Origin of the sequence: Pandoraea soli (genome assembly GCF_902459595.1) — a bacterium.
Lineage (GTDB): Bacteria > Pseudomonadota > Gammaproteobacteria > Burkholderiales > Burkholderiaceae > Pandoraea > Pandoraea cepalis.
Genome location: NZ_CABPSG010000006.1, coordinates 165,567 through 188,210, shown reverse-complemented (window position 1 = coordinate 188,210; position 22,644 = coordinate 165,567). Strand labels below are relative to the sequence as shown.

The 22,644-nt window shown below is 64.8% G+C and carries 15 protein-coding genes; 13 read left to right on the top strand and 2 right to left on the bottom strand.

The window, feature by feature from the left end; translation table 11 throughout:
• Positions 1-46: 46 nt before the first annotated feature.
• A complete protein-coding gene (locus PSO31014_RS12875; RefSeq protein ID WP_150551982.1) occupies positions 47-994 on the bottom strand; it encodes a LysR family transcriptional regulator in 948 nt (315 codons plus the stop codon).
• 115 nt (positions 995-1,109) lie between these two features.
• On the opposite strand from PSO31014_RS12875, the gene PSO31014_RS12870 reads away from it, so the two are divergent.
• The 12 genes from PSO31014_RS12870 to galE all read left to right on the top strand — a co-directional run bounded on the left by PSO31014_RS12870 (position 1,110) and on the right by galE (position 20,359).
• Complete coding sequence (locus tag PSO31014_RS12870) at positions 1,110-2,384, top strand: MFS transporter (RefSeq protein WP_150551981.1); 1,275 nt, start codon at positions 1,110-1,112, stop codon at positions 2,382-2,384.
• Between the two features lie 259 nt (positions 2,385-2,643).
• On the top strand, positions 2,644-2,892 hold the full coding sequence (locus PSO31014_RS12865) for a hypothetical protein (RefSeq protein ID WP_150551980.1): 249 nt from the start codon (positions 2,644-2,646) through the stop codon (positions 2,890-2,892).
• Between the two features lie 600 nt (positions 2,893-3,492).
• Complete coding sequence (locus PSO31014_RS12860) at positions 3,493-6,309, top strand: bifunctional glycoside hydrolase/polysaccharide deacetylase family protein (RefSeq protein WP_150551979.1); 2,817 nt, start codon at positions 3,493-3,495, stop codon at positions 6,307-6,309.
• Positions 6,302-10,465: a tetratricopeptide repeat protein gene (locus tag PSO31014_RS12855; protein WP_150551978.1), complete on the top strand. Its 4,164-nt coding sequence runs from the start codon at positions 6,302-6,304 to the stop codon at positions 10,463-10,465. Before PSO31014_RS12860 ends, PSO31014_RS12855 begins: the two co-directional genes overlap by 8 nt.
• A 30-nt stretch (positions 10,466-10,495) precedes the next feature.
• A complete protein-coding gene (locus tag PSO31014_RS12850) occupies positions 10,496-11,041 on the top strand; it encodes a penicillin-binding protein activator LpoB (protein ID WP_150551977.1) in 546 nt (181 codons plus the stop codon).
• Between the two features lie 11 nt (positions 11,042-11,052).
• Positions 11,053-12,465: a PelD GGDEF domain-containing protein gene (locus PSO31014_RS12845; RefSeq protein ID WP_150551976.1), complete on the top strand. Its 1,413-nt coding sequence runs from the start codon at positions 11,053-11,055 to the stop codon at positions 12,463-12,465.
• Entirely contained in the window at positions 12,458-13,459 is a 1,002-nt protein-coding gene (locus tag PSO31014_RS12840) for a tetratricopeptide repeat protein (protein WP_150551975.1), read from the top strand. Before PSO31014_RS12845 ends, PSO31014_RS12840 begins: the two co-directional genes overlap by 8 nt.
• A complete protein-coding gene (gene pelF, locus PSO31014_RS12835; RefSeq protein ID WP_150551974.1) occupies positions 13,459-15,006 on the top strand; it encodes a GT4 family glycosyltransferase PelF in 1,548 nt (515 codons plus the stop codon). The genes PSO31014_RS12840 and pelF overlap by 1 nt, the downstream gene beginning before the upstream one ends.
• Positions 15,006-16,385, top strand: coding sequence for an exopolysaccharide Pel transporter PelG (pelG, locus tag PSO31014_RS12830; protein ID WP_150551973.1), 1,380 nt, complete (start codon positions 15,006-15,008; stop codon positions 16,383-16,385). Before pelF ends, pelG begins: the two co-directional genes overlap by 1 nt.
• Positions 16,386-16,411: 26 nt before the next feature.
• Positions 16,412-17,311, top strand: a complete 900-nt coding sequence (locus PSO31014_RS12825; RefSeq protein ID WP_246176617.1) for an endo alpha-1,4 polygalactosaminidase — start codon at positions 16,412-16,414, stop codon at positions 17,309-17,311.
• A gap of 162 nt (positions 17,312-17,473) precedes the next feature.
• On the top strand, positions 17,474-19,306 hold the full coding sequence (gene glmS / locus PSO31014_RS12820; RefSeq protein ID WP_150551972.1) for a glutamine--fructose-6-phosphate transaminase (isomerizing): 1,833 nt from the start codon (positions 17,474-17,476) through the stop codon (positions 19,304-19,306).
• A gap of 30 nt (positions 19,307-19,336) precedes the next feature.
• A complete protein-coding gene (galE, locus tag PSO31014_RS12815; RefSeq protein ID WP_150551971.1) occupies positions 19,337-20,359 on the top strand; it encodes a UDP-glucose 4-epimerase GalE in 1,023 nt (340 codons plus the stop codon).
• A 132-nt stretch (positions 20,360-20,491) separates the two neighbouring features.
• Here galE and PSO31014_RS12810 read toward each other — a convergent pair whose 3' ends face one another.
• The gene (locus tag PSO31014_RS12810; RefSeq protein WP_150551970.1) at positions 20,492-21,514 is read right to left on the bottom strand and encodes a LacI family DNA-binding transcriptional regulator; all 1,023 of its coding nucleotides are present in this window, start codon (positions 21,512-21,514) and stop codon (positions 20,492-20,494) included.
• 215 nt (positions 21,515-21,729) lie between these two features.
• Here PSO31014_RS12810 and PSO31014_RS12805 point away from each other — a divergent pair, with 215 nt between their 5' ends.
• Positions 21,730-22,545 carry an SDR family NAD(P)-dependent oxidoreductase gene (locus PSO31014_RS12805; RefSeq protein ID WP_150551969.1) on the top strand — a complete coding sequence of 272 codons (816 nt, stop codon included), beginning with the start codon at positions 21,730-21,732 and terminating at the stop codon, positions 22,543-22,545.
• The last annotated feature ends 99 nt before the right edge of the window (positions 22,546-22,644 follow it).

Here is a 22,644-nt window from a genome sequence, read left to right as displayed (position 1 = left end):
TTCGCCGTTTGTCCGCCATCGACACCGAAAGTGGCGACGACGAATTTCATGATGCCTTGCGTCGCTTGCGTGTGGGCGTGGAGGGCGCCAGCCGGACTTCATCCTCTGCCAGCCTCTCCGCCAACGCGTCGCGCATCAACGCGACTGGGCGAGCAAGCCGGCTCGGCAACGCGCCGTGCACGAGCCAGACGTTCAGCCCGCTTCGGAACTCAGGCACGTCGAGGACTTGCAGCGCCTTGGCATGCGCACTGCGTGCAAGGACTTCGGGGGTGGCCAGTCCTACGCCGAGGCCGCGCGCAACCAGCGACAACTGCAACTCCGAGCCAAACGCTTCCACCGCGACGTTGAACGGCAATCCGGCCATCGCCATCGCCCTGGCAAGCCCCGAGCGCATGCCGCAGCCGTCCTGATTCAGTACCCACGGATGATTCGCAAGATCGGCGAGCGTCGCCGGCTTGTCGGCCAGCCCGAAGGCGCTGGGCGCGACGACCACCATGGGCTTGCGCGAGAGAAGCGTCGACGTGACACCTTCGGGCAACGCCACGCTCTCCGGCAGAAGCACGACGGCGGCATCCACCTTTGTCTGATCGAGACTTTGCAACAGTCCCGGCGACCATGCCGCCGTCACGCGAAGCGTCAGCTTCGGGAACGTGTTGCGCAGAAAGTCGATGGGCTGTTCCAGGGCAAGCTCGGAGAGAAATGGCGGCACGCCGATACGGAATTCGCCCGACGGCTCCGTATCGGGCGAGGCAACGGCTTTCAAGTCGTCGACCGCGCGCAACACCGTGCGGGCCAATCCGTACACCTCGCGTCCGGCAGGCGTCGGTTTTAGCGGCTTGCTTTGCCGGTCAAGCAACTCGATGCCCAGAAGCTTCTCCAGATTCTGGACGCGTCGTGTAAGACCAGGTTGCGTGAGGAAGAGCTTCTCCGACGCCTGTGCCATCGATTCGCTTTCGACCACGGCGACGAAAGCCTGCAAGTCATGTGTGTTCAAAACAAACTCGCATAATGAATATAAACATAATTCAATTGTGGCATAACTAACCTGTTCCTACAATCAGCCGAACCGTCACCCCCTGTGACCTTCAGTCATTCATCGGAATCGAAACATGACTCAGCCGGCTACCCCCTGTTCGCGCGACACGGTCGTCGCGCCCATGCCACCATCGCCAGCGACGCCTGCCACGTTGACCACGCCGTTGACAGTATTCTTCGCCGCCGCGGTCGGCATCGTCGTCGTGAATCTGTCGGCAGCGCAACCGCTGACCGGGCCTGTCGGTCGCGCGCTGAAGCTGCCCACGGAGCTTGCCGGTCTGATCGCAATGCTGCCGCAGCTCGGCTACGCGGCGGGTTTGCTACTGCTCGTGCCGCTGTGCGATCTGGTCGAAAATCGCAGGCTCATCTTTCGGACGCTCGCCTGCTGCGCCGCGTTTCTTGCGCTCGCCTCGTTCGCGCATTCGGGGGGCGTGTTCCTCGTGTCGGTGTTCCTGGCGGGCGCGACGTCCAGCGTGATCCAGATGCTCGTGCCGATGGCTGCGTCGATGGCCCCTGAGAGCCGTCGAGGGCGGGCCGTCGGAAACGTGATGAGCGGCTTGATGCTGGGCATTCTGCTGTCGCGTCCGCTCGCCAGTCTGATCGCCGGCGCGTGGGGCTGGCGCACGTTCTACGGCGTTGCGGCGTTGGCCAACGCGTTGCTTGCGATCGTGCTTTACGCCCGGTTACCGAATCGCAAACCACAGGCCGGGGCACGGTATCCGGCATTGCTTCGCTCGCTCTGGACGCTTTTGCGCACAGAGCCGGTGCTGCAACGGCGCGCCATGCAGGCGGCGCTCGCGCTCGGCGCATTCAGCGCGTTCTGGACGGCTATCGCACTCCTGCTCGCGCAACCGCCGTTTTCGCTTGGAATGCAGGGCATTGCGGTCTTCGCACTGGCTGGCGCCACGGGCGCCATCGTGACACCGCTCGCCGGATATATGGGGGATCGCGGGCAGGGTCGCACGACGCAGGTCGTCGCCCATCTCGCGATGATTGCCGCTGTGCTGATGCTTGGCGTTGCGGGCGCCGGATGGGGCGGGTTCTCGCCAGCGATGCACCCGGGCCTGGCGCTCGTGCTCCTGGTTGCCGGCGCCGCAACACTCGACGCTGGCGTCATTACGGACCAGACGCTCGGACGGCGCGCCATCAACCTTATCAATCCGTCGGCGCGCGGCCGGTTGAACGCACTCTTCGTCGGGATATTCTTCGTCGGCGGCGCGTTTGGCGCGGTGCTCTCGGGGGCCGCGTGGGCGTGGGACGGATGGCAGGGCGTGTGCGTCGTCGCGCTGGGATTCACGGGCGCGTTGTTCGTCCTCGGCTGCGTGGACCGTGCGGCGGGTCATCACTGATGTGTGACGATGGTTGTGCGCGGAGAGGCGTCCACCGGGCATTCTGAACACCGCCGGCGTCGTCAGCACCGACGCCACGACGAGAAGTCGCGCAGTGTCAGGCACCGCCGTCAGCCACATCGATGGCGGCCCGGGAGGCAACGCCAAATTTTCGCGTCAACCTCTGGTTGACACCCATGCCAGGCCAGCCGATGATGCAACGTCGTCACCATCGGCGACTCCCCGCCTCGAGCAGGGCCGTCCTACCGGCTTCTGAACTATGTCGCCGGACATGCGCGACCGTTTCGTCGTGCTTGATTTCGAAGCCATTACCGACGAAAGTGCAACTTGTCTCGTCACACGTGGCTATGAACCGCTGCAAGGCGCGGCGCTGGCGTTTCTGGAAACGTTCTGGCGCGTGGCGCGGGAGTTGGCCGCCTCGTCCGACGGTCCGACGGTCCGACCCGCCGGATCTTCAGCATGGTGGACGCGGCGGGTGAGGCCGGGCGCGGTGCCGGCTCCCACGTGAGCGCGCGGCAAACCCTCGCCCAATATGGCTGATCGACGATGGCAGCGGTTGCGGATGAACGCGATGCCCATGCGTTCGATTTCGTCAACCCTCCCATAACTGTCTGGGGGACGCTGATGGGACGGTTGCCCTTTAAAGTTTGTAGCTGCGATGAGATGACATCGAATTTTGCGGCGCTGGGCAGCCCAAATGCCACAATCGGCATGCGCACAGTCCTTCGCGGGAAGGACGATTCGGGTCATCTGGAAATCCGTCGCTCAATTCAAGCCGCGCGATCGTCCAGGCTCGAATCCCAGGCATCGTGCTTGAGCGCATGTGTCAGACATCATCCCGTCGCAGATTGCGCTATTGACGCGTACGTGCGACATCGGTCACCGCCCCGGGGGGGGAACTGCGGCCAACGTACCACCACGAACTTTCCTGTCCGACGGTTTTGCCGTCGGGCGGGGAGACTCCGAAGATTGATCAGTGCGTGAGACGCGTGATACGGTCGAGCGCAAATCATTGATTGCACACACGCTAATGGCATCGAAGGGACAAGCATTCGCGGCGGAGACACGGAATTTCCGCGGCGTTTTGGGGAATCGGGGAAGTCGTGAGGTGTTCGGCCGTTGGTTGCGCCGCACGCGCGGCATGGTCACCGGTTCGCTGCGGTCGTTCGTCATGCTCACGACGATGATCCCGGCCGGCATGGCCCTGGCCGCAGCGCCATCGGTAGCGCCGACAATGCCCGCCCCGGCGGCCATGGCGCCGTTGTCGTCCGCCGTGCCCGACATCGCGCTCTATTACGGTCGCGACCTCCCGGTCGACGCGCTGCAGTCCTTCGACTGGGTCGTCATCGACCCGACACAAACTTCGCTGCCCGACGCATCGCTCACCCCGCATACCACCTGGTTCGCCCGTCTGGATGCTCGCGACACCGCGCAATCGCCAGAGGCGTTCGTCGACGCGCGCGTTGCCCCGCTCTGGGCGCAGGGCTATCGTAATTTCCTGATCGACGACGGTGCCCCGCTCGCGGCCGATGCCGAGAGCGACGCGCGCATGGCCGCGCGTGTGAACGCTGTGCGCGCCCGTTATGCCGACGCGCGTCTCGTACTGCGAAACCATTTGGGCCTTGCGCCGTCTCTGGCGCCGGCGCTTGCCGGTGTACTTGCCGACGGGTTGTTGCATCGATACGACGCCCGGGCGATGATTTTCGTCGACACACCGGCCGACGCGCGACAGTCCGCGCTCGACCAGCTCAAAGCGTTGCGCGAGCAATCGCATCTGCCGACGTTTGCCATGGACTACTGCGCGAGCGCGGATGTGGCCTGCCGTCGCGACACGGCGCGCACGCTCAATCAGATAGGCGTGCGTGCGTTCGTCACCGATCCGGATGTGCAGACGGTCGGCGTTGGCCGCATCGAAGTGATGCCGCGTAAGGTGTTGATGGTGCAGGCGCCGGGCGACGGCGAACCGATCGACCTGACGACCGGCGCGCGCGATATCTCGATGCCGCTGAACTACCTCGGTTACGACGTGCAATACGTCAACGTGAACAAGGGCCCGATGCCGGCCAACGTGCGCAGCGACCGCTATGCGGGCATTGTCGTATCCATCGATCGCAATGTGAACAATGCCGGCGCGTGGCGACGCTGGCTGCTGGCCCGAATTCATGACGGCATGCGCGTGGCGGTGATCGGACAGTTCGGTTTCCCGATCGATCAACAGACGGCTCAGGTGCTGGGCCTCGAGCGTGTGGCGGGCACCGTGCCCGGCTCGGTGGTGCCGAGCGTCGTGAGCAAGGCGCCGATGATGGGCTTCGAGATCATGCCGACGGCCGACGTGCGCGACGCCCTCGGCGTGCGCGTGGGGCCGACCGGCCAGCCGCTGCTGCGTCTGCAGGCGGGGACCTACACTTACGACATGGCCGGCATGTTGCCGTGGGGCGGCTATACGCTCAGCCCCTATGGGGTGACGTCGCTTGCCGGCATCGGACAGGAGCGCTGGGCGATCCAGCCGATCGACTTCCTGCGCCAGGCGCTGGCGCTGCCGCAGATACCGGTGCCCGACGTGACCACCGAGAACGGCCGCCGCCTGATGTTCGTGCACGTCGACGGCGATGGCTTTGCCTCGCGCGCGGAATTCCCGGGTGTCGACTACGGCTCGATGGCGCTGTATGAACAGATCTACACGAAGTATCCTCTGCCCACGACGCTGTCGGTGATCGAGGGCGAGGTCGGCGCGAAGGGGCTGTATCCGAAGATTTCGCCGCGTCTCGAAGAGATTGCTCGCAAGATGTTCGCACTGCCGAACGTCGAGATCGGCACGCACACCTTCTCGCACCCGTTCAACCTGGAGCAGATCAACCAGACCACCGGCGAGCGTATCACTGGCAAGGCGAACAAGGAGTGGGGCGGAGACGACGCCTTCTCGCTCGACATCCCCAACTACAAGTTCAACCTCGATCGTGAGATCCAGGGGTCGATCGACTATATCAACGGGCGTCTTGCGCCCCCGGGCAAGAAGGTCGTGGTGCTGCAATGGCCGGGCGATGCGCAGGCCCCCGCGATTGCGATTCGCAAGGCATGGGCCGCGGGCGTGCTCTCGATCAACGGCGGCGACACGATCATCACGAAGACGAACAACAGCTGGACCAACATCGCACCATACGGCGTAGAGAAGGGCAGCCTGCCGACCGAGTTCCAGGTGTATGCCGCCGTGATGGACGAAAACGTCTACACGAACGACTGGCTCGGGCCCTACTACGGCTACACGCGCGTGCTCGAAACGTTCGGCATGACCGACAAGCCCATTCGCTTCAAGGCAGTGAACCTCTACTACCACATGTACTCGGGCACGAAGGTCGCATCGCTCAATGCGCTCAAGGAAGTCTATAACGCAGTGCTCAAACAGCCCGTGTTCCCGATCTTCACCACCGAGTACATCCGCCGCGTGCTGGACTGGCGTCGCGTGGCCGTTGCCCGCGAGGTAGCCGCCGACGGGGGCTCCACGCGTTGGCGTGTGCGCAGCGGCGCCGATCTGCGCGAAATGCGCTGGCCGGGCGCGGGTGTGCCCGTCATGGGGACGTCCGATGACGTTGCGGGTTATCTGCCGGGGCCGGGCGGGCTGTACATCCACATGGGGGGCGACACCGCCGAGTTCTCGATCGCCCCGAAGGGCGCCGAGCGCACGCCGCACATCGACGAAGCCGCCGGGTTCATCCGCGACTTCCAGCGCACCGGGCGCAACCTGTCGTTCCGCTTTGGCGGCTACTACAAGCCGTTCGTGAGCGTGGCCAATGCCGCCGGTTGCCGCATCAGCGTCGACGGTGTGGCCAAGGGGCGTGCCGATGGCACGGGTCGCCTGCGCGCCGAGGTCTCCGGCGTTGCCGAGAAGCCGGTCGTCATGCATACCGTGGGGGTCGACTGTGACTGACGCCGCTCGCCCCGATCCCGACAGGATTGCCGACGCAGTGACCGGAAAACCGTTCGACAAGCGCGAACGGCTGAGCGCGCCGTGGCTGACGGTCGCGATCGGCGCAGGCATCGTGCTCGCGCTTGCCGCGGCTCACCCGAGCGACGACGACCAGACGCGCGCGCTCGCCGCGCAACCGCCGAGCGAACTGTCGGTGGCCTATCTCGAAGCGTGGCTGCGCATTGAACCCGGCGCGCCCCGTTATCTCGATCTACTCGGCCAACAATATCTGGGGCTGGGCCGTTGGGACGACGCGATGGGTGTCGCGAAGACGCTGCGCGGCATGTCCGACGAGCCAGACCGCCGTCGCGGCATTCTGCTTGCGCTGGCGGCCACCGAGCAGCGCGCATATGACGTGCCGGCAGACGATCCGCGTCGCGCCGAGCGCATGGCGCAATATGTGGAACTGCTGGATGCGACGTCGCAGTACCAGTGGGACGTGCCGACGCTGCGCATGCTGGCGGAAAAGGCCCGGCTGGCGGGCGCCCAGAATTTGATGCTGCGCGACTACCGGCTGCTGGCGGCCGCAGATGCCAAGAACGCCGCGCTATGGCAGGAGAAGCTGGCGGACGCCGCCTTCGCTCACGCCGCGTATGACGATGCCGCCAATGCCTATTTCGCCGCGCAAGACGCGGCAACCACGCGCGACGATCGCCGGCGCCTGTTCCTCGCGGGCATCCGCGTGCTCGTGTCGGCGAACCAGATTTCGCGCGCGTGCGCGGAAGGCGAGAAGCGCGTGGGTGAACTGGCCAACGATCCGGCAACCCTGCGATATCTGCTCGATGTCGCTCGTCAGGCGGGCCGCCCGGACCTGATGACGAAATACGCACGGGCACTCACGCAACTGTCGAGTCTGGTGCCGCCGTCGCGTGGGGCGCATGTGCAACTCGCCGGCTGGTTGCCGGGGGTGACCGCCGACGGCCGCGGGCTCGACGGCGCCGGTCGTGCGCATCTGCGCTATCTCGATGGCCCGGAAGGCGTGCGCGTACGCGAGCGCATGGACGCGTATCGCATCGTTCGCGTCGCCGATGTGGGCTTGGCCCGCGGCGCGAGTGCGGCGGATGCCGCATCGGACGCATCCACGAAAGCGACGAAGGCGGCGAACGCGGACAAGACGTCCAAGCCGGACGCCCCTGGGAAATTCGATTGGGAAGCCGGTACGGCCGCCGCGAAGTCGGCCGAGAGCGGTGCCAATGCCAACAGCGTGACGGCGAACGATTACGACGTGGCCTTCAAGGCGTTTGTCGAAGCGCGTCAGCTCGACGACGCCGAGAAGCTCGCACAGCAGGCCCTGCAACGCAAGCTCGATCCGCTCGTCTGGACTCGCCGTCTCGCACAGGTCGCGCAATGGAACGGGCATCCCTCGGTCGCGCTCACATACTGGCGCAAGTACGCCGACGCCACGGGCAACGCCGAAGCATGGCAGAACGTCTACCAGCTCGCGCCGCAGCTCAATGACGATCAGGCCTATCTCGCGGCACAGATCTTCGAAGCCGAGCGCCAGCCGAGCGATCTCAAGCTCAAGGACGATATCGTCAATACCTACGAACGTCTCGGCCACCCCGACGAGGCGCTCGCGTATCTCAAGCGTCATGCGGCGGGCAATCAGCGCCGCGCGCTGCTGGAGCGCGAGGGCGACGTCGCCCAGCGCGCTGGGCAGGACGCCGAGGCGCTGGCGACGTTCGAGACCCTGCAAAAGGAGTTCGGTCCGTCGCCGAACTATGCGCTGCGCATTGCCAGCCTGATGTATCAAAAGGGCCAGGTGAAGCCGGCGCTGGCCGAGCTGCGCAAGGTGCGCGACAGCGCCGGAACGCTGCCGGACGACGCGCGCTACTGGCGCACGTACGCCGAAGTGGCACGCCTGGCGCAAAGCGACGAAGACGCCAACTACGCGTATCCGCGCCTGTTGCGCACGGGCAAGGCCGAGGCGCTCGACCTCAATGCGATGACCTACTTCTATCAGGGGTATCCGCTCGATGCCGGCCGTACGGCCGAAGCGGAATTCCGGCAGAACGATTCGGATCTTGCGCTCCAGTCGGCGATCTACTTCTACACGACGGCCCGCGCCTATGATCGGGTGCAGGCCCTGCTCGACGGTCTCGACGCCGAGCAGCGCGATCGCTTCGCCAAGTCGAGCGAACTGCTCTCCACCCGTGCGACCTACTATCAGCAGATTCAGCGTTGGGACGCGGCGCTGGCCGATCTGCGCGCGGCATCCCGCCTGGACAACGCGGGTGACGAAGTGCGGGTTGCCTACCTGTGGGCGCTGGTCGACTATGGCAGCGACGACGCGCTCGGCATGGCGCTGCATGACTATCGTCCGCTCGTGGCTGGAAACGCTGAATACTGGGGGGCGTACGGTGCCGGTCTGCTACGCCTGGGCAATGCGCGTGAGGCGTTGACGTACTTGCGCCAACAGGCGTCGCTCTCGGACGACGACCCGCTGTGGATGCTCTCGCTCGCCGACGCCGAAGAGGCGGCCGGCGATGCCCATACCGCGTGGCGCATTCGTCGCGGTGCCTGGCGCGATCTGCAAACGCGTGCCCAGACCGGACAACTGCGCATCGCCCCGCGCCGGCGGCCGGGCGCGGTGGTGCAACGCCTTGCGGCGCAAACGTCGGATAACGACGGCGTGCTCGAAGCGCAAGCCGCGCGTGTCACGCTCGCGCAAGTGTTCTCGAATGGCGACACGTCGCGCCAGCTGTTGGCAAATCTGCTGCGCGATGACCGCCGTTCGGCCGACAGCGCCAAGGTCGGCGACTCGCTGCTGGGCGAATCGGCCGAGCTGGCGCCGCTCAAACCTGCGGGCGACGCGACCGACTCGCCGGCGACGCGCGAACCCGCGTCGATTTCGCGTCAGGCGGTGCTCAGCGCGACCACGCGCGACGTCGGACTGGCGTGGGCGCTGTCCGGCGAACACTTCGATCTGGCCCGTGCCTGGCTGGCGCGCGAATATGCGAATCGTCTGCTGCGCCCCGCCGATGCGGAGATTGCCCTCGCGCTCGAGAACAACGACCGCGACAAGATGGCGCAACTGCTCGACCGCCGGCAAGGTCGCATGCCGATCGAAAGCGAGGTCGATGCGAACGAACGGCTCGGACGCTCGACCCAGGCCGAGACGCTCGCGTGGCGTGCGGCTGACGGCGCACCGAACAACGACGCCGTGCACACGACATTCACCGACACGATCCTGCGCGATCGATCGAATGCGGGCTTCGATCTCTTCTATTCGCGCCAGGCGCCGCTGAGCTATCTGGAGAGTTCGCTGATCGGCAGTCTCAACCTCACCAGTCGCATCGGTGTGACGGTCGAGGCGATCCAGCGCAATCAGCGAACCATCGACACGTCGCAGCTTGCCTGGGTGCCGGCGCATGACCGGATCTTCAACTTCACGGTACGCGATCGCACCGTGGAGCGGGATCTGGCGCTCACAGTCGGGCATCGCAGCGAGTTGAACAGCTTCTTCACCGGACTTGCGTCGGCCGCATTCAACCGCAATACGCCACTGACGACGACGTTCCAGGCGGGCTATAACCAGTTCACCAACATTGCGCCGAACACTCAGGTCGCTGGAACGCGCGACTTCGGCAGTGTGCAGATGCTGTGGGCCGGCGATGGTCGCTGGTACGGTCAGGCGAACGCCGAGTACGACCGTTTTCATGCGCAGGACCGCACGTATCTCGGACGTGGCTGGCGCTTCGGCGGCGAGGTCGGGTACAAGCTGCGCATCGACTACCCGGACCTGAACGTCAGGCTCGTGGCCGAGCGCGGCATTTACACGCCAGGCACGGCCACCATTCCGTCGCTCGCCGTGCTGTTGCCGGCCGGCACCGCGCCGGTGGCTTCGGAGTTCATGCCGATCACGACGACCCAATACGGTGTCATGGCAGGCTTTGGGCAGGACTACCAAAATGCTTACCGGCGTGCCTGGCGGCCGTATCTCGACGTGGGCTACATCCACGACAGTCAGCAAGGTTGGGGGCCGCAGGTCAACTTGGGCATGGCGGGGTCGGTGCTCGGCAACGATCACGCTCGCGTGTATTACTCGCACGACATCACCAACGGCACCGGTGTTGCCACAACGCAGGTCGGCATCGCGTACCGGCTGTTCTACTGAAATTTCGCATCCGCAAGGGAGAGCAAGACCATGAAGACAATCGTGAGTAAGCTGTGGCGCCGCCTGGCCGGCGCTGCCGTCCTGACCGCGCTGGTGGCGGGCTGTTCGACGATGAATGTCGGCGACGCCCCGAATCTGCCCAAGACGGCCGCCTGGGCGATTCTGCCGATCGCCAATACGACGGAAACGCCGGATGCCGGCCAGCGCGCCGAGAGCATTGCCCAAAGCATTCTGGTCCAGAACGGCTTTACCGATCTGCATCGCTATGTCGGCGATCCGGATGGCGGCGATTCGCTCGTCGGCGGCAGCAACCCGCAAGCGCGTATGCGCGCGCTGGAATGGGCACGCAAGACCGGGGCGAAGTATGCGCTCTCGGGCGCTGTGACCGAATGGCGCTACAAGGTCGGTGTCGATGGTGAACCGGTGGCCGGCGTGACGTTCGATGTCATCGACGTCTCGAATGGCAGCATCGTCTGGAGCGCGACCGGCAGCCGCAGCGGCTGGAGCCGTTCGAGCCTGGCCGGCGTCGGTCAGACGTTGATTCGAAACCTGCTGGCACCGCTGGCGCAACGGTAACGGGCGGCATCGTGAAAACCGCGACTCAACAGGACGCTGCCATCGACGCGAAGCCCGTCGGCCCGGAACAGGTGCGACGCTCGGAGCCGTTCGGCAACGTGAGCACCTATGGCCGCCTGATCGCGCCGGCCGTGGCACGCCCGGTAGCGGTCTTCGAGGTGATCACCGGCATGGCGCTCGCTGTGGCGATTGCCTGGTTGCTGCGCCCCGGCGATCCGCTGCTCATCGGGCTGGGCTTTCCATGGATGTGGCTCGTCGCCCTGGTCATGGCGCTGCGCTATGGCGCGCTGCTCGGCGTGGTGGCGGGTCTCGTGCTTGCCACCGTCTGGTACGGCTTGTATGGCCTGCATGGCGAGCCGTTCCCGGCGATGTTCTTCGTCGGTGGCTTCACGATGATCGTCGTTGGCGGGCACTTCTGCGACATCTGGGGCAACCGCGCGACGCGAGCTCGGGGCATCAACACGTATCTGAACGATCGCCTCGTCGCCATCACGAACAATCACTACCTGTTGCGTGTCTCGCACGAACGGCTCGAGCGCGATTTGCTCACCAAGCCGAGCACCATGCGCGATGCCATCACGCGATTGCGCGAACTGACGACGTCCGGCGAGGAGGGCGCAGCGGCGCAAACGTTGCCCAACGCGCAGCCGATGCTCGAATTTGCCGCGCTGACGTGCCAGATCGAAGTGGCGTCGGTCTTCCCCGTGCACCTCGGGCGGCTGGTGCCCACGGCGGTGGCGTGCGTGGGCGAGGCATTCACGCCGGTGGAGAGCGATCCGCTCGTGCAGACGTGCCTGCGCGAAGGCACGCTCTCGCATGTGCGCGACGACGTGACGGTCGGCGAGGGGAGTGCGTATATCGTGTGCGCACCGCTCACCGACACGGATGGCAACATCAACGGCATGCTGATCGTGCGCCGTATGTCGTTCCTCGCGCTCAATCACGACAACCTGCAATTGCTGCTGGTGCTGCTGGCCTATTACGCCGACGGCGTGGCACAGCAGGGCGTGGTGGCGAGCGTGCGCGACGAGGTGCCAAGCGTGCCCTACGACTTCGCGCTGGAGTTGGGGCGCCTGGCTCGCATGAAGCGCCAGAGCGGCATCCAGTCTTCGCTCGTGGCGCTTGTTTTCCCGCGCGGCGCGAGCGGCGATTCGCTGTTCGAGCAGACGGTGCGTTCGCGCCGGGCGCTCGACGCCTTGTGGATTCAGTCAGGCCCTCGTCAGCAGATCGCCATCGCCCTGATGCCGATTACCGATGAGAATGGCATCGACGGGTACCTCATCCGGATTGAGAGCGCGCTGCGTCAGCAATACGGGCTGGATTTCCAAACGGGTCACGTGGCAGTGCACTCGGCCAGCGTGGACGAGCGCGCCCCGGGCGAGGGGCTGAGCAAATTGCTGGAGCGCTGCCGCGATCATGCTTAAAAAACTGCTGGCGATCGCGCTCGGTATCCTGGCCCTGCTCGCGCAGGCCCAGGCGGTGCACACGCTTTTCGAACCGGCCTGGCGGATCGACCCGCTCGTGGTCTTCTTTGGATGGCAGTTGCTCACGGCAGTGCTCACCGCGACATTCGTTCGTTCGGTACTGCCGGAGCACTACCACGGGCGTACCGGGGCGTTCTGGCACAGTCTGGCGATCAGCTTGTTCATGCCGGTCGGCGGTTTGCTGCTGTTCCTCGGCGTGATGGCGATCAGCGTGCTGTTCCCCGCACCGAAAGAACTCGCCCGCTCCGGAGCGGTCGACCGCCCCGAGTTCGTGACCTACCTGGTCTCGCGCGTCACGCACGGCGCCGGTGCGCGCCTGCGTGCGCGTTTGCGCAACACACAAGGCACCAGCGAAGACCGCGTGGCCGCACTGGTGTCGGTGCAGGCCCTGCCGTCGCGGGCCACCGGCGAGATCATGCGGGATCTGCTGGCCGATCCGGTGGAAGAGATCCGGTTGCTCGCCTACGGAATTATCGACGGCGTGGAAAAGCAGATCATGCAGCGTATTTTCGACGCGCGCACCCAGCGCGATCGTGCGGAGAACGACGATGATCGTGCCGACGCGAGCCATCGGCTCGCCGAGTTGTACTGGGAACTGATTTATCAGAACCTCGTGCGCGGCGAGGTGTACCGATTCACGATGGAGCGTGTGGAGCGATTTGCCCGCGAGGCGATCGCCCATCGCGAGAGCGATGCGGTCATGTGGTACCTGCTGGGCCGTTGCGCGCTGATGCGTCACGATCCGGAGCAAGCTGAACAGTGTCTGCAGCGTGCCGAGTTCCATCAATTTCCTGCAGACCGACTCGTGCCCTGGCTTGCCGAAGTCGCGTTCCTCAAACATCAATACGCACGGGTCGGGCAGATGCTCGCCGGCCTCGGGAATGGCACGGCCACCCCGATGCTGCAGCCCGTCATGCGTTTCTGGACCCGCTAATGCGTACCAACGAACGTCGCGCTGACTCCGCCGACATCGCTTTGCTGCTCGAAGGCACCTTCCCGTATGTGCGGGGCGGCGTGTCGTCGTGGGTGGATCAAATGATCCGCGCATTCCCGGACCTGACGTTTGCCGTCGTGTTCATCGGCAGCCGTCGCGAAGACTATGGCGACATGGTCTATCCGCTGCACGACAACATCGTGCATTTCGAGGCGCATTATCTGTACGAATTCGAGGCGCCCGCGCCGATGCGTGCCGCCGAGGGCGACGCGCAGGCGTTCGAGAAGATGGAGAAGATGCATGACATGCTGCGCCGGCGCGACGACCTGCAAGGCATCGGCAAGCTGATTCACGACGTGATTCCAATGCTCGCCGAAGACGGCGCGATCAGCGAGGCCAATTTCCTGCACAGCCGGCGCTCGTGGGACATGATCACCGATCGCTACAAGAAGTACTGCCTGGATCCGTCGTTCACGGACTATTTCTGGACGATCCGGATCATGCACAAGCCGCTGTGGCAACTCGCGCGCATTTGCGACCAGTTGATCCCGGCCAAGGTGTACCACACCGTTTCCACGGGATACGCAGGCTTCCTGGGGGCGTTGCTGCGTTTCAAGCACCAGCGTCCGCTGCTGGTTTCGGAGCATGGCATCTACACCAAGGAGCGCAAGATCGATCTGCTGCAGAGTCAGTGGATTCGCGACAATCGAGGGCTGTTCGAGCGCGACATCTCGCAGGTCGGCTATTTCCAGAACCTGTGGGTGCGCTTCTTCGAAGCGATGGGGCGCGTGTGCTACGAGGCAGCCGACGAGATTACCGCGCTCTTCGAGGGCAATCGTCTGCGCCAGATCGCCGATGGCGCGCCCGAGCACAAGACCCGCAACACGCCCAATGGCATCTCGGTGGCGCAGTTTGCCCCGCTGCGCGAGCAGCGTCCGGCCGACATCCCGCCGGTGGTGGCGCTGATCGGCCGGGTGGTGCCCATCAAGGACATCAAGACGTTCATTCGGGCGATCTTCATCGCCAGCCGACACATGCCGGGGCTGCAGGGGTGGGTGGTCGGCCCCGAAGAAGAAGATCCGGCCTACGCTCAGGAGTGTCGTGACATCGCGGCGAGCCTGGGCATGGAGGACAGCCTGCGGTTCATGGGCTTTCAGAAGGTGTCCGACATCCTTCCGCAGATCGGCGTCATGGCGCTGTCGTCGATTTCGGAAGCGTTGCCGCTGGTGGTGCTGGAGGCATACGCGGCCGGAGTGCCCGTGGTGACGACCGACGTCGGCTCGTGCCGCCAACTGGTCGAAGGCCTGGGCGATGAGGATCGCGCCCTCGGGCCTGCCGGCAAGGTCGTGCAGATCGCCAACCCGGAACAATTCGCCCAGGCACTGCTCGACGTGCTCGAGCCCACCACCTGGCATGCGGCCCAGCGCGCGGCGATCGCGCGTGTCGAACGCTATTACACGATCACCCAGATGCAGGACGCCTATCGCAGTTTGTACGAGACACTGCTGGCGCGTCCCGCCGCCGGGGTGGTTGCGGGAGACCACTGATGGCCGGTATTGGCTTTGAACTTCGCAAGATTCTCCGGCGCGACACGCTGACCAGCACGCTGGCGGCCTATGGCTATGCCGGGGTCATCAGCGCGGGCCCGCTGATTCTCTCGATTCTCGGTATTCTGCTCATCGGCCTGATGAGCCTCGCGGTCGTGCAACCGCCGGGCCTCATCGTGCAGTTCCAGGTGTCGGTCACCTACCTGATCGCGTTCAGCCTCATCGTCACGGGCGTACTGCAACTCTCGTTCACACGCTTTCTGAGCGACCGGCTGTTCGAGCGGCGTCCCGATCTGGTGCTGCCGAACTACAACGCGGTCGCGCTGGTGACGACGGTCGGTACGGGCATCATCGGTCTTATCCTCGCGCTGACCGTGTTCCGCGGTCAGTCGACCGGCTATCGGCTGTTGATGCTCACGGGCTTCGTGATCGTGAGCAATATCTGGATCGGCGTGCTGTTTCTCACGAGTGTGAAGCAATACCGTGCGGTGCTGGCGATCTTCTTCGTTGGTTACACGGTGACGGTGGTGAGTGCGGTGCTGCTCAACCGCTACGGGCTCGAAGGGCTGCTCGGCGGCTTCGTCATCGGTCACCTGATCCTGCTGCTCGGCATGGTCTGCCTGATTCACCGCAATTACCGCACGGACGAATATCTGCTCTGGCAGGTCTTCGCGCGTCGCTTCTCGTATCCGTCGCTGATGTTCGTGGGTTTGCTGTTCAATCTGGGCATCTGGCTCGACAAGCTGATGTTCTGGTTCTACCCCGTGACCGGGCAGGACGTGATCGGCCCGCTGCGCGCGTCGGTGATCTACGATCTTCCGGTGTTCCTCTCGTACCTGTGCGTGATTCCGGGCATGGCGGTGTTTCTGCTGCGTATCGAGACGGATTTCGTCGAGTACTACGATCAATTCTTCAATGCGGTGCGTACCGGCGGCACGCTCAAGTACATCGAGGAATCGCGCGACATGATGGTGCGCTCGGTCCGCACCGGTCTGTACGAAATCCTGAAGATCCAGGCGGTCGTTACGCTGCTGATCTTCGCGTTCGGCGACAAACTGTTGCGGCTGATCGGCATTTCGGTGCTGTATCTGCCGTTGCTGCACATCGACGTCATTTCCGCGAGCCTGCAAGTGCTTTTCCTCGGGATTCTGAACATCTTCTTTTATCTGGACCGGCGTGGCACGGTGCTGGCGCTCACCGCCGCGATGGTCGTCGCCAACGGCCTGTTCACGTGGGCCACGCTGATGCTCGGACCGAATGCCTACGGCTACGGTTTCGCGCTGGCGCTGCTGGTCGTCGTGATGGTGGCGATGCAGTTGCTCGATCGCCGGCTCGACGCGCTGGAATATGAAACCTACATGCTGCAACAGCAGCGCTGACACTGATATTGCCGCTGCCCACCGCCATGTCTGACAACACGAAGCAACCGCACGCCACTTGGTGGCGCCGCCCACTGGCGCGATTCATGGGCGGGGTGGTGGGGGTCTTCGCCGGCTTCTTCCTCAACACCGCATCGGCGCAACCGCCTGTCTTCGGGCGCATTGCGTTCTTCTATGGCGCGACGCTCGACCCGAAGGCGCTCGCCGGCTACGATCAGGTGGTGATCGAACCCGACAACGGCTTCGTGCCGAAGGCCGTCGACCCGGCCACCGAGCCCAAGGGCCGGCGCTGGATCGCTTATGTCAGCGTGGGCGAAGTCCTGTCTACGCGCGACTACTACGCCGCGATCCCGAAAGCCTGGCGCATTGGCCGCAATGGCGACTGGAAATCGGAAGTGATCGATCAGGCGGCCCCGGGCTGGCCTCAGTTTTTCGTGGACAAGGTCATCGCGCCGTTATGGGCCAAGGGCTATCGCGGCTTTTTCCTCGACACGCTCGATTCGTATGAACTGGTCGCCAAGACCGATGCCGAGCGTGCGCGTCAGCAAGCCGGGCTGGTCGCCGTCATCAAGCGAATTCGGCGCCGCTTCCCGCGCGCCGAACTGATTCTGAATCGCGGTTTCGTGCTGATGCCCGAGGTACACGGCGACGTGGCGGCCGTGGCGTTCGAATCGCTCTATCGCGGTTGGGACGAGGGGAATCAGCGTTACGTGGCGGTGCCGGACGACGATCGCGCGTGGCTGCTCGAGCGCGCGCGCGAAGTGCGCGAGCGCTACGACCTGCCAGTGATCTCGATCGATTACTGCGCCCCCGCGGATACCGAGTGCGCCAGGCAAGCTGTTGCGCAGATTCGTGCGCAGGGCCTCATTCCTTACGTGGGCGACGGTCACCTCATGCAAGTCAATCCCGCCGCGGCGCTGGACTGACGCGGCGCACCGGGCGAGACAACGAAGAAGGCGGAAGACAATCCCGGCGAACCGTCATCACAACGCCGGACATCAGACAGGTCAACACGCAGGCGAACGCCGCCGGGCATTCGGGCGGCGGCTTCGTGCTGCGCTCATCCAATCGATTGTTGAGGGAAAATCATGTGTGGAATCGTGGGCGGCGTGGCACGCCGTGACGTGGTACCGGTGCTGGTCGAAGGGCTGCGCCGTCTCGAATATCGTGGCTATGATTCGTGCGGCGTGGCCGTACTCGACGCCGCGCGTCAGCTCACGCGCGTGCGCAGCGTGTCGCGCGTGGCGCAACTCCAGGCGGAACTGGCCGACGCGGCCATGGGCGCGGGACTGGGTATCGCGCACACGCGGTGGGCGACCCATGGCGCGCCGGCGACCGAGAACGCGCATCCGATCTTCTCGCGCGAGCGGATCGGGTTGGTGCACAACGGCATCATCGAGAACCACGAAGCGCTGCGCGATGCGCTGCGGGCCAAGGGCTACGAGTTCACGAGCCAGACCGACACCGAGGTCATCGCCCATCTGGTCGATGCGCATTTCGCGGCGAACGACGGCGGCACGCTCGTGCATGCCGTGCGCTCGGCCATTGCGCAATTGCGGGGCGCGTATGCCATCGCCGTCATCAGCAAGGACGAACCGGAACGCATGGTGTGCGCGCGCCAAGGCTCGCCGCTCGTGATCGGCTTTGCGGCGGATGGGCATTTCCTCGCGTCCGACGCCATGGCGCTCGCCGGTCACTGCGACCGGTTCATGTATCTCGAGGAAGGCGACGTGGCGTTGCTCACACCGGGGCGCGTGACAGTGCTCGACGCGCAGGGCGCCGAAGTCGAGCGTTCGGTACGGCCGATGGCGGCCTATCAATCCGAAGTCTCGCTGGGGCCGTATCAGCATTACATGCAGAAGGAGATCTTCGAGCAGCCGCGGGCGATTGCGGACACGATTGCCGATATCACCGAGTTTTCCCCGGCCTTGTTCGGCGAAGGCGCCGCCGACGTCTTGCCGCAGGTGAACGGTGTGCTGATTCTCGCTTGCGGTACCAGCTACTACGCGGGGCTCACCGCCAAATACTGGCTTGAAGCGCTCGCGGGCATTCCCACGCAGGTCGAGATCGCGAGCGAGTATCGCTATCGCGAGTCGGTACCCAATCCGCAAGCGCTCGTCGTGACCATCTCGCAGTCGGGAGAGACGGCCGACACGCTTGCCGCGCTCAAGCATGCCCAGAGCCTGGGACACGATCGCACGCTGGCCATCTGCAACGTGGCGACCAGCGCGCTTGTGCGGCAGACGGCGATGTCGTTCATCACGCGCGCGGGCACGGAAATCGGCGTGGCGTCGACCAAGGCGTTCACCACGCAACTCGTGTCGCTGTTCATGCTGGCCGTCACGCTCGGCGTCGAGCGCAAGCGCATCGATGCGACCGAGGCGGCGCGCCACCTTGCGCAACTGCGTCATTTGCCGGCGGCGCTTACGAGTGTGCTCGCGCTCGAGCCGCAGCTCATCGCCTGGGCCGCGCAATTTTCCGACGTGCCGAGCGCGCTGTTCCTCGGGCGCGGGCTGCACTATCCGATCGCCCTCGAAGGCGCGCTCAAGCTCAAGGAGATTTCGTACATCCACGCCGAGGCGTATCCTGCTGGGGAACTCAAGCACGGCCCGCTCGCGCTGGTCAGCGAGCAGATGCCGGTGGTGACCGTTGCACCGAACGACGTGCTGGTGGAGAAGCTCAAGTCGAACATGCAGGAAGTGCGCGCGCGTGGCGGCGAACTCTACGTGCTGGCCGACGGCGATATGCGCATTGCCAGCGCGGACGGTATTCGTGTCATTCGCATGCCCGAGCATTACGGTGAGCTGTCGCCGGTGCTCCACGTGGTGCCTCTGCAATTGCTGGCTTATCATACGGCGTGTGCCCGGGGCGCCGACGTCGACAAGCCCCGCAATCTGGCGAAATCGGTGACCGTCGAATAGCCAACGAATGAGATGCCTCAAGGGCAAAGCATGAATACACTCGGAACCATTCTCGTGACCGGCGGTGCCGGTTACATCGGCTCGCATACCTGCGTCGAGCTGCTCGCGCACGGCTATGACGTGGTCATTCTCGACAATCTGGTCAACAGCCATCGGGAGGCGGTGCGGCGCATCGGTGAAATTGCCGGGCGCGCCCCGGTCTTCATCGAGGGCGACGCATGCTCCAAGCCCGTGCTCGACGACCTGTTCACGCGCTTCGGCATTACCGGTGCCATTCACTTCGCCGCACTCAAGGCGGTGGGTGAGTCGGTCGAAATGCCGCTCTCCTACTATCGCAACAACATCGACAGCCTGCTCACGCTGGTCGAGACCATGCAGTCGCATGGCGTCAAGGACCTGGTGTTCAGCTCCTCGGCGACCGTGTATGGCAATCCGGCAACGGTACCCATCGACGAGTCGTTCCCGCTGTCGGCGACGAATCCCTACGGTCAGACCAAGCTCATGGCCGAGACGATTCTGAACGACGTGGCCAAGGCGGACCCGAGCTGGCGCATTGCGCTGTTGCGCTATTTCAATCCGGTGGGCGCGCACGAGAGCGGGCGCATCGGCGAGGATCCCTCAGGTGTGCCGAACAACCTGATGCCGTTCGTGGCGCAAGTGGCGGTCGGCAAGCTCCAGCGCCTGCGGGTGTTCGGCGGCGACTGGCCGACACCGGACGGCACGGGCATGCGCGACTACATTCACGTGGTTGATCTCGCGCGCGGGCACCTGGCCGCGCTCGATGCGCTCAAGCAACGCGATGGGGGCTTCACGGTCAACCTGGGCACCGGGCACGGTTACACCGTGCTGCAGGTCGTGAAGGCGTTCGAAGCCGCGAGCGGCCAGCCGGTGCCGTACGAGATCGTCGAGCGGCGCGCGGGTGACATCGGTAGCTGCTATGCGGCGACCGAGATGGCGCGCGATCTCATCGGCTGGGAAGCCGAATACGGTATCGATCGCATGTGCGCCGATCACTGGCGCTGGCAGATGCAGAACCCGAACGGCTATCGCTGAGCCTGGTGTTTTGTCTTGGTCGGTTGGCGTGTCGGGCACGGGGAAGGGGAAGGGCGCACGGGTTCGACGCGCCGTTACGCTTCACGCAAACCTGCGGGCACGGCGAGCAACGCCTCGCCGCCGTGCGACGGCTCACGGCAGATTCTCGCGAAAGATCACCTGGCTGCGATTCGCCTCGATGCCGGCGGACAGATCGCGTTTCTCGCGCAGATTCGCGAAGATGCGCACGCAGTTCATGATGGCGCTTTGCGGGCTTTGCGTGATGACGGCATCCATCGATCCGTCGATCAGCAGTGCGCGGGTATCCGGCGTCAGACCGTGCCCGATGAAGACCACCTTGTGTTGCATTCCCGCTTCCTTGAGCGCCTGCCCAACGCCTTCAGAACCGCCGCCGATGTTGTAGATTGCCGCGAGATCCGGATGCTGTTCGAGCAACGCCCGCGTCTGCCGGTAGTTGACCGCTTCGTCGTCGTAGCCTTCGCGAAGCCCGACGACCTGCATCTGCGGGTACTGCTCTGAGAAGAGCTGCAGAAACCCCGCCTCGCGCTCAACGTGCGCCTTGTAGCTGAGCGAGCCCGCGATGAGCGCCACCTTCGCGTGCCGCTTCGCGCCGACGAAGCGCGCGATCAGATACGCCGCCGTTCGCCCGGCCGAGCCATTGTCCAACCCCACATAGGCGATGCGCCGCGAGTGCGACAGGTCGGACACCAACGTCACGGCCGCCACGTCCGCGTCGGCCAGCGTGTCGACTGCCTCGCGCACCTTGGGATGCTCCAGCGGCATGAAGGCCACCCCGTTGCACCCGCGTCCACGCCGCAGCAGCGCGGCTGACAGTGCGTCCGGATCGAACCCCTGGATGAACTGGACGCGACAGTTCACGTGATACGGCGCCCATTGGTTTTGCGAGCACTGCACCCATTCGCCCAGCATGCGAAGGAACTTGCTGCTGCGACCGGGCAGAACGAACAGCACCTGCGTGGGAGGCACCGCCCGAACTGCTTCCAGTGCCGGCTCGGGCAGGTATTGCAGTTCACCGGCCGCATGCAGCACACGCTGCACGGTCGTCTGCCGCACGCCCTCGCGGCGATGTAGCACGCGATCGACCGTTGCCGTGGAAACGCCCGCCAGACGTGCGATGTCGGCCAGATTGGGCATGTTTCGTCTCATTCGCTTCCCCTCGATGTGATGTGCCGCGACGGTTTTGCTTCACGTGCCGTCGCGTCGACGATCACAGCATACTTCATCAAAACACATCAAATCACATCACGATTCAGAGTTGGTCGATCATGGCGTTGCGACCTATCGTACGTCTTCAAGATATCCACGAACGTACCGCCAGGCCGGTACGCGAATGCACAGGAGACATTGTGATGGCAGCAGTCGGTGAGTCGGCGCCGCGTCGTTTGGCGGGACGCGTGGCGTTGGTGTTCGGCGCGGGATCGGTCGGCGACGGGTGGGGCAATGGCAAGGCGGCCGCCGTGGCCTATGCTCGCAGCGGCGCCAAGGTGGTGGCCGTGGACCGCGCGCAGGGCGCGGCCGACGTCACATGCCGTGTCATCGCCGACGAAGGCAACGACGCCGTTGCGCTGGCCGCCGACGTGACCCGCTGGGACGACGTGCAGCGTGCCGTGGCGGCCGCCATCGAGACCTACGGTCGCGTCGACATCCTGCACAACAACGTCGGCATTACCTCCCAGGGCGGGCCCGTGGAAACCACCGAGGAAGTCTGGGATCGCGTGATGACGGTCAACGTCAAGAGCATGTTCCTCACGTGCAAGGCCGTGCTGCCGCTCATGGAAGCCCAGGGCAGCGGCGCGATCGTGAACATCGGCGCGCTCGGCGGCGTGCGCTGGACCGGCTATGCCTATTGCGCCTATGCGGCATCGAAGGGGGCGGTGAATTCGCTCACCCAGAGCGTGGCGTTGCAGTACGCGGCCAAGGGCATCCGGGCGAATTGCATTCTGCCGGGCGTGATGGACACGCCGCACATTTATCAACAGATTTCCGGTTTTTACCCGAGCGCGCAGGCGATGGTGGATGCGCGCAACCGGCTGTCCCCGACCGGTCGCATGGGGGATGGCTGGGATGTGGCGAATGCGGCCGTATTTCTGGCGTCGGACGAGGCGCGCTACATCAACGGCGTGGAATTGCTCGTCGACGGCGGCATGCACGTTCGCTGCAACTGACGCCACGCCGCCGGGCGGATCGTTCGGCGAACGGGGTGTTGGCTTTTCGCGCCGTCGCGCTGACCGCCGCGCCGACGCTTGTGTAAAAAACATAAATCA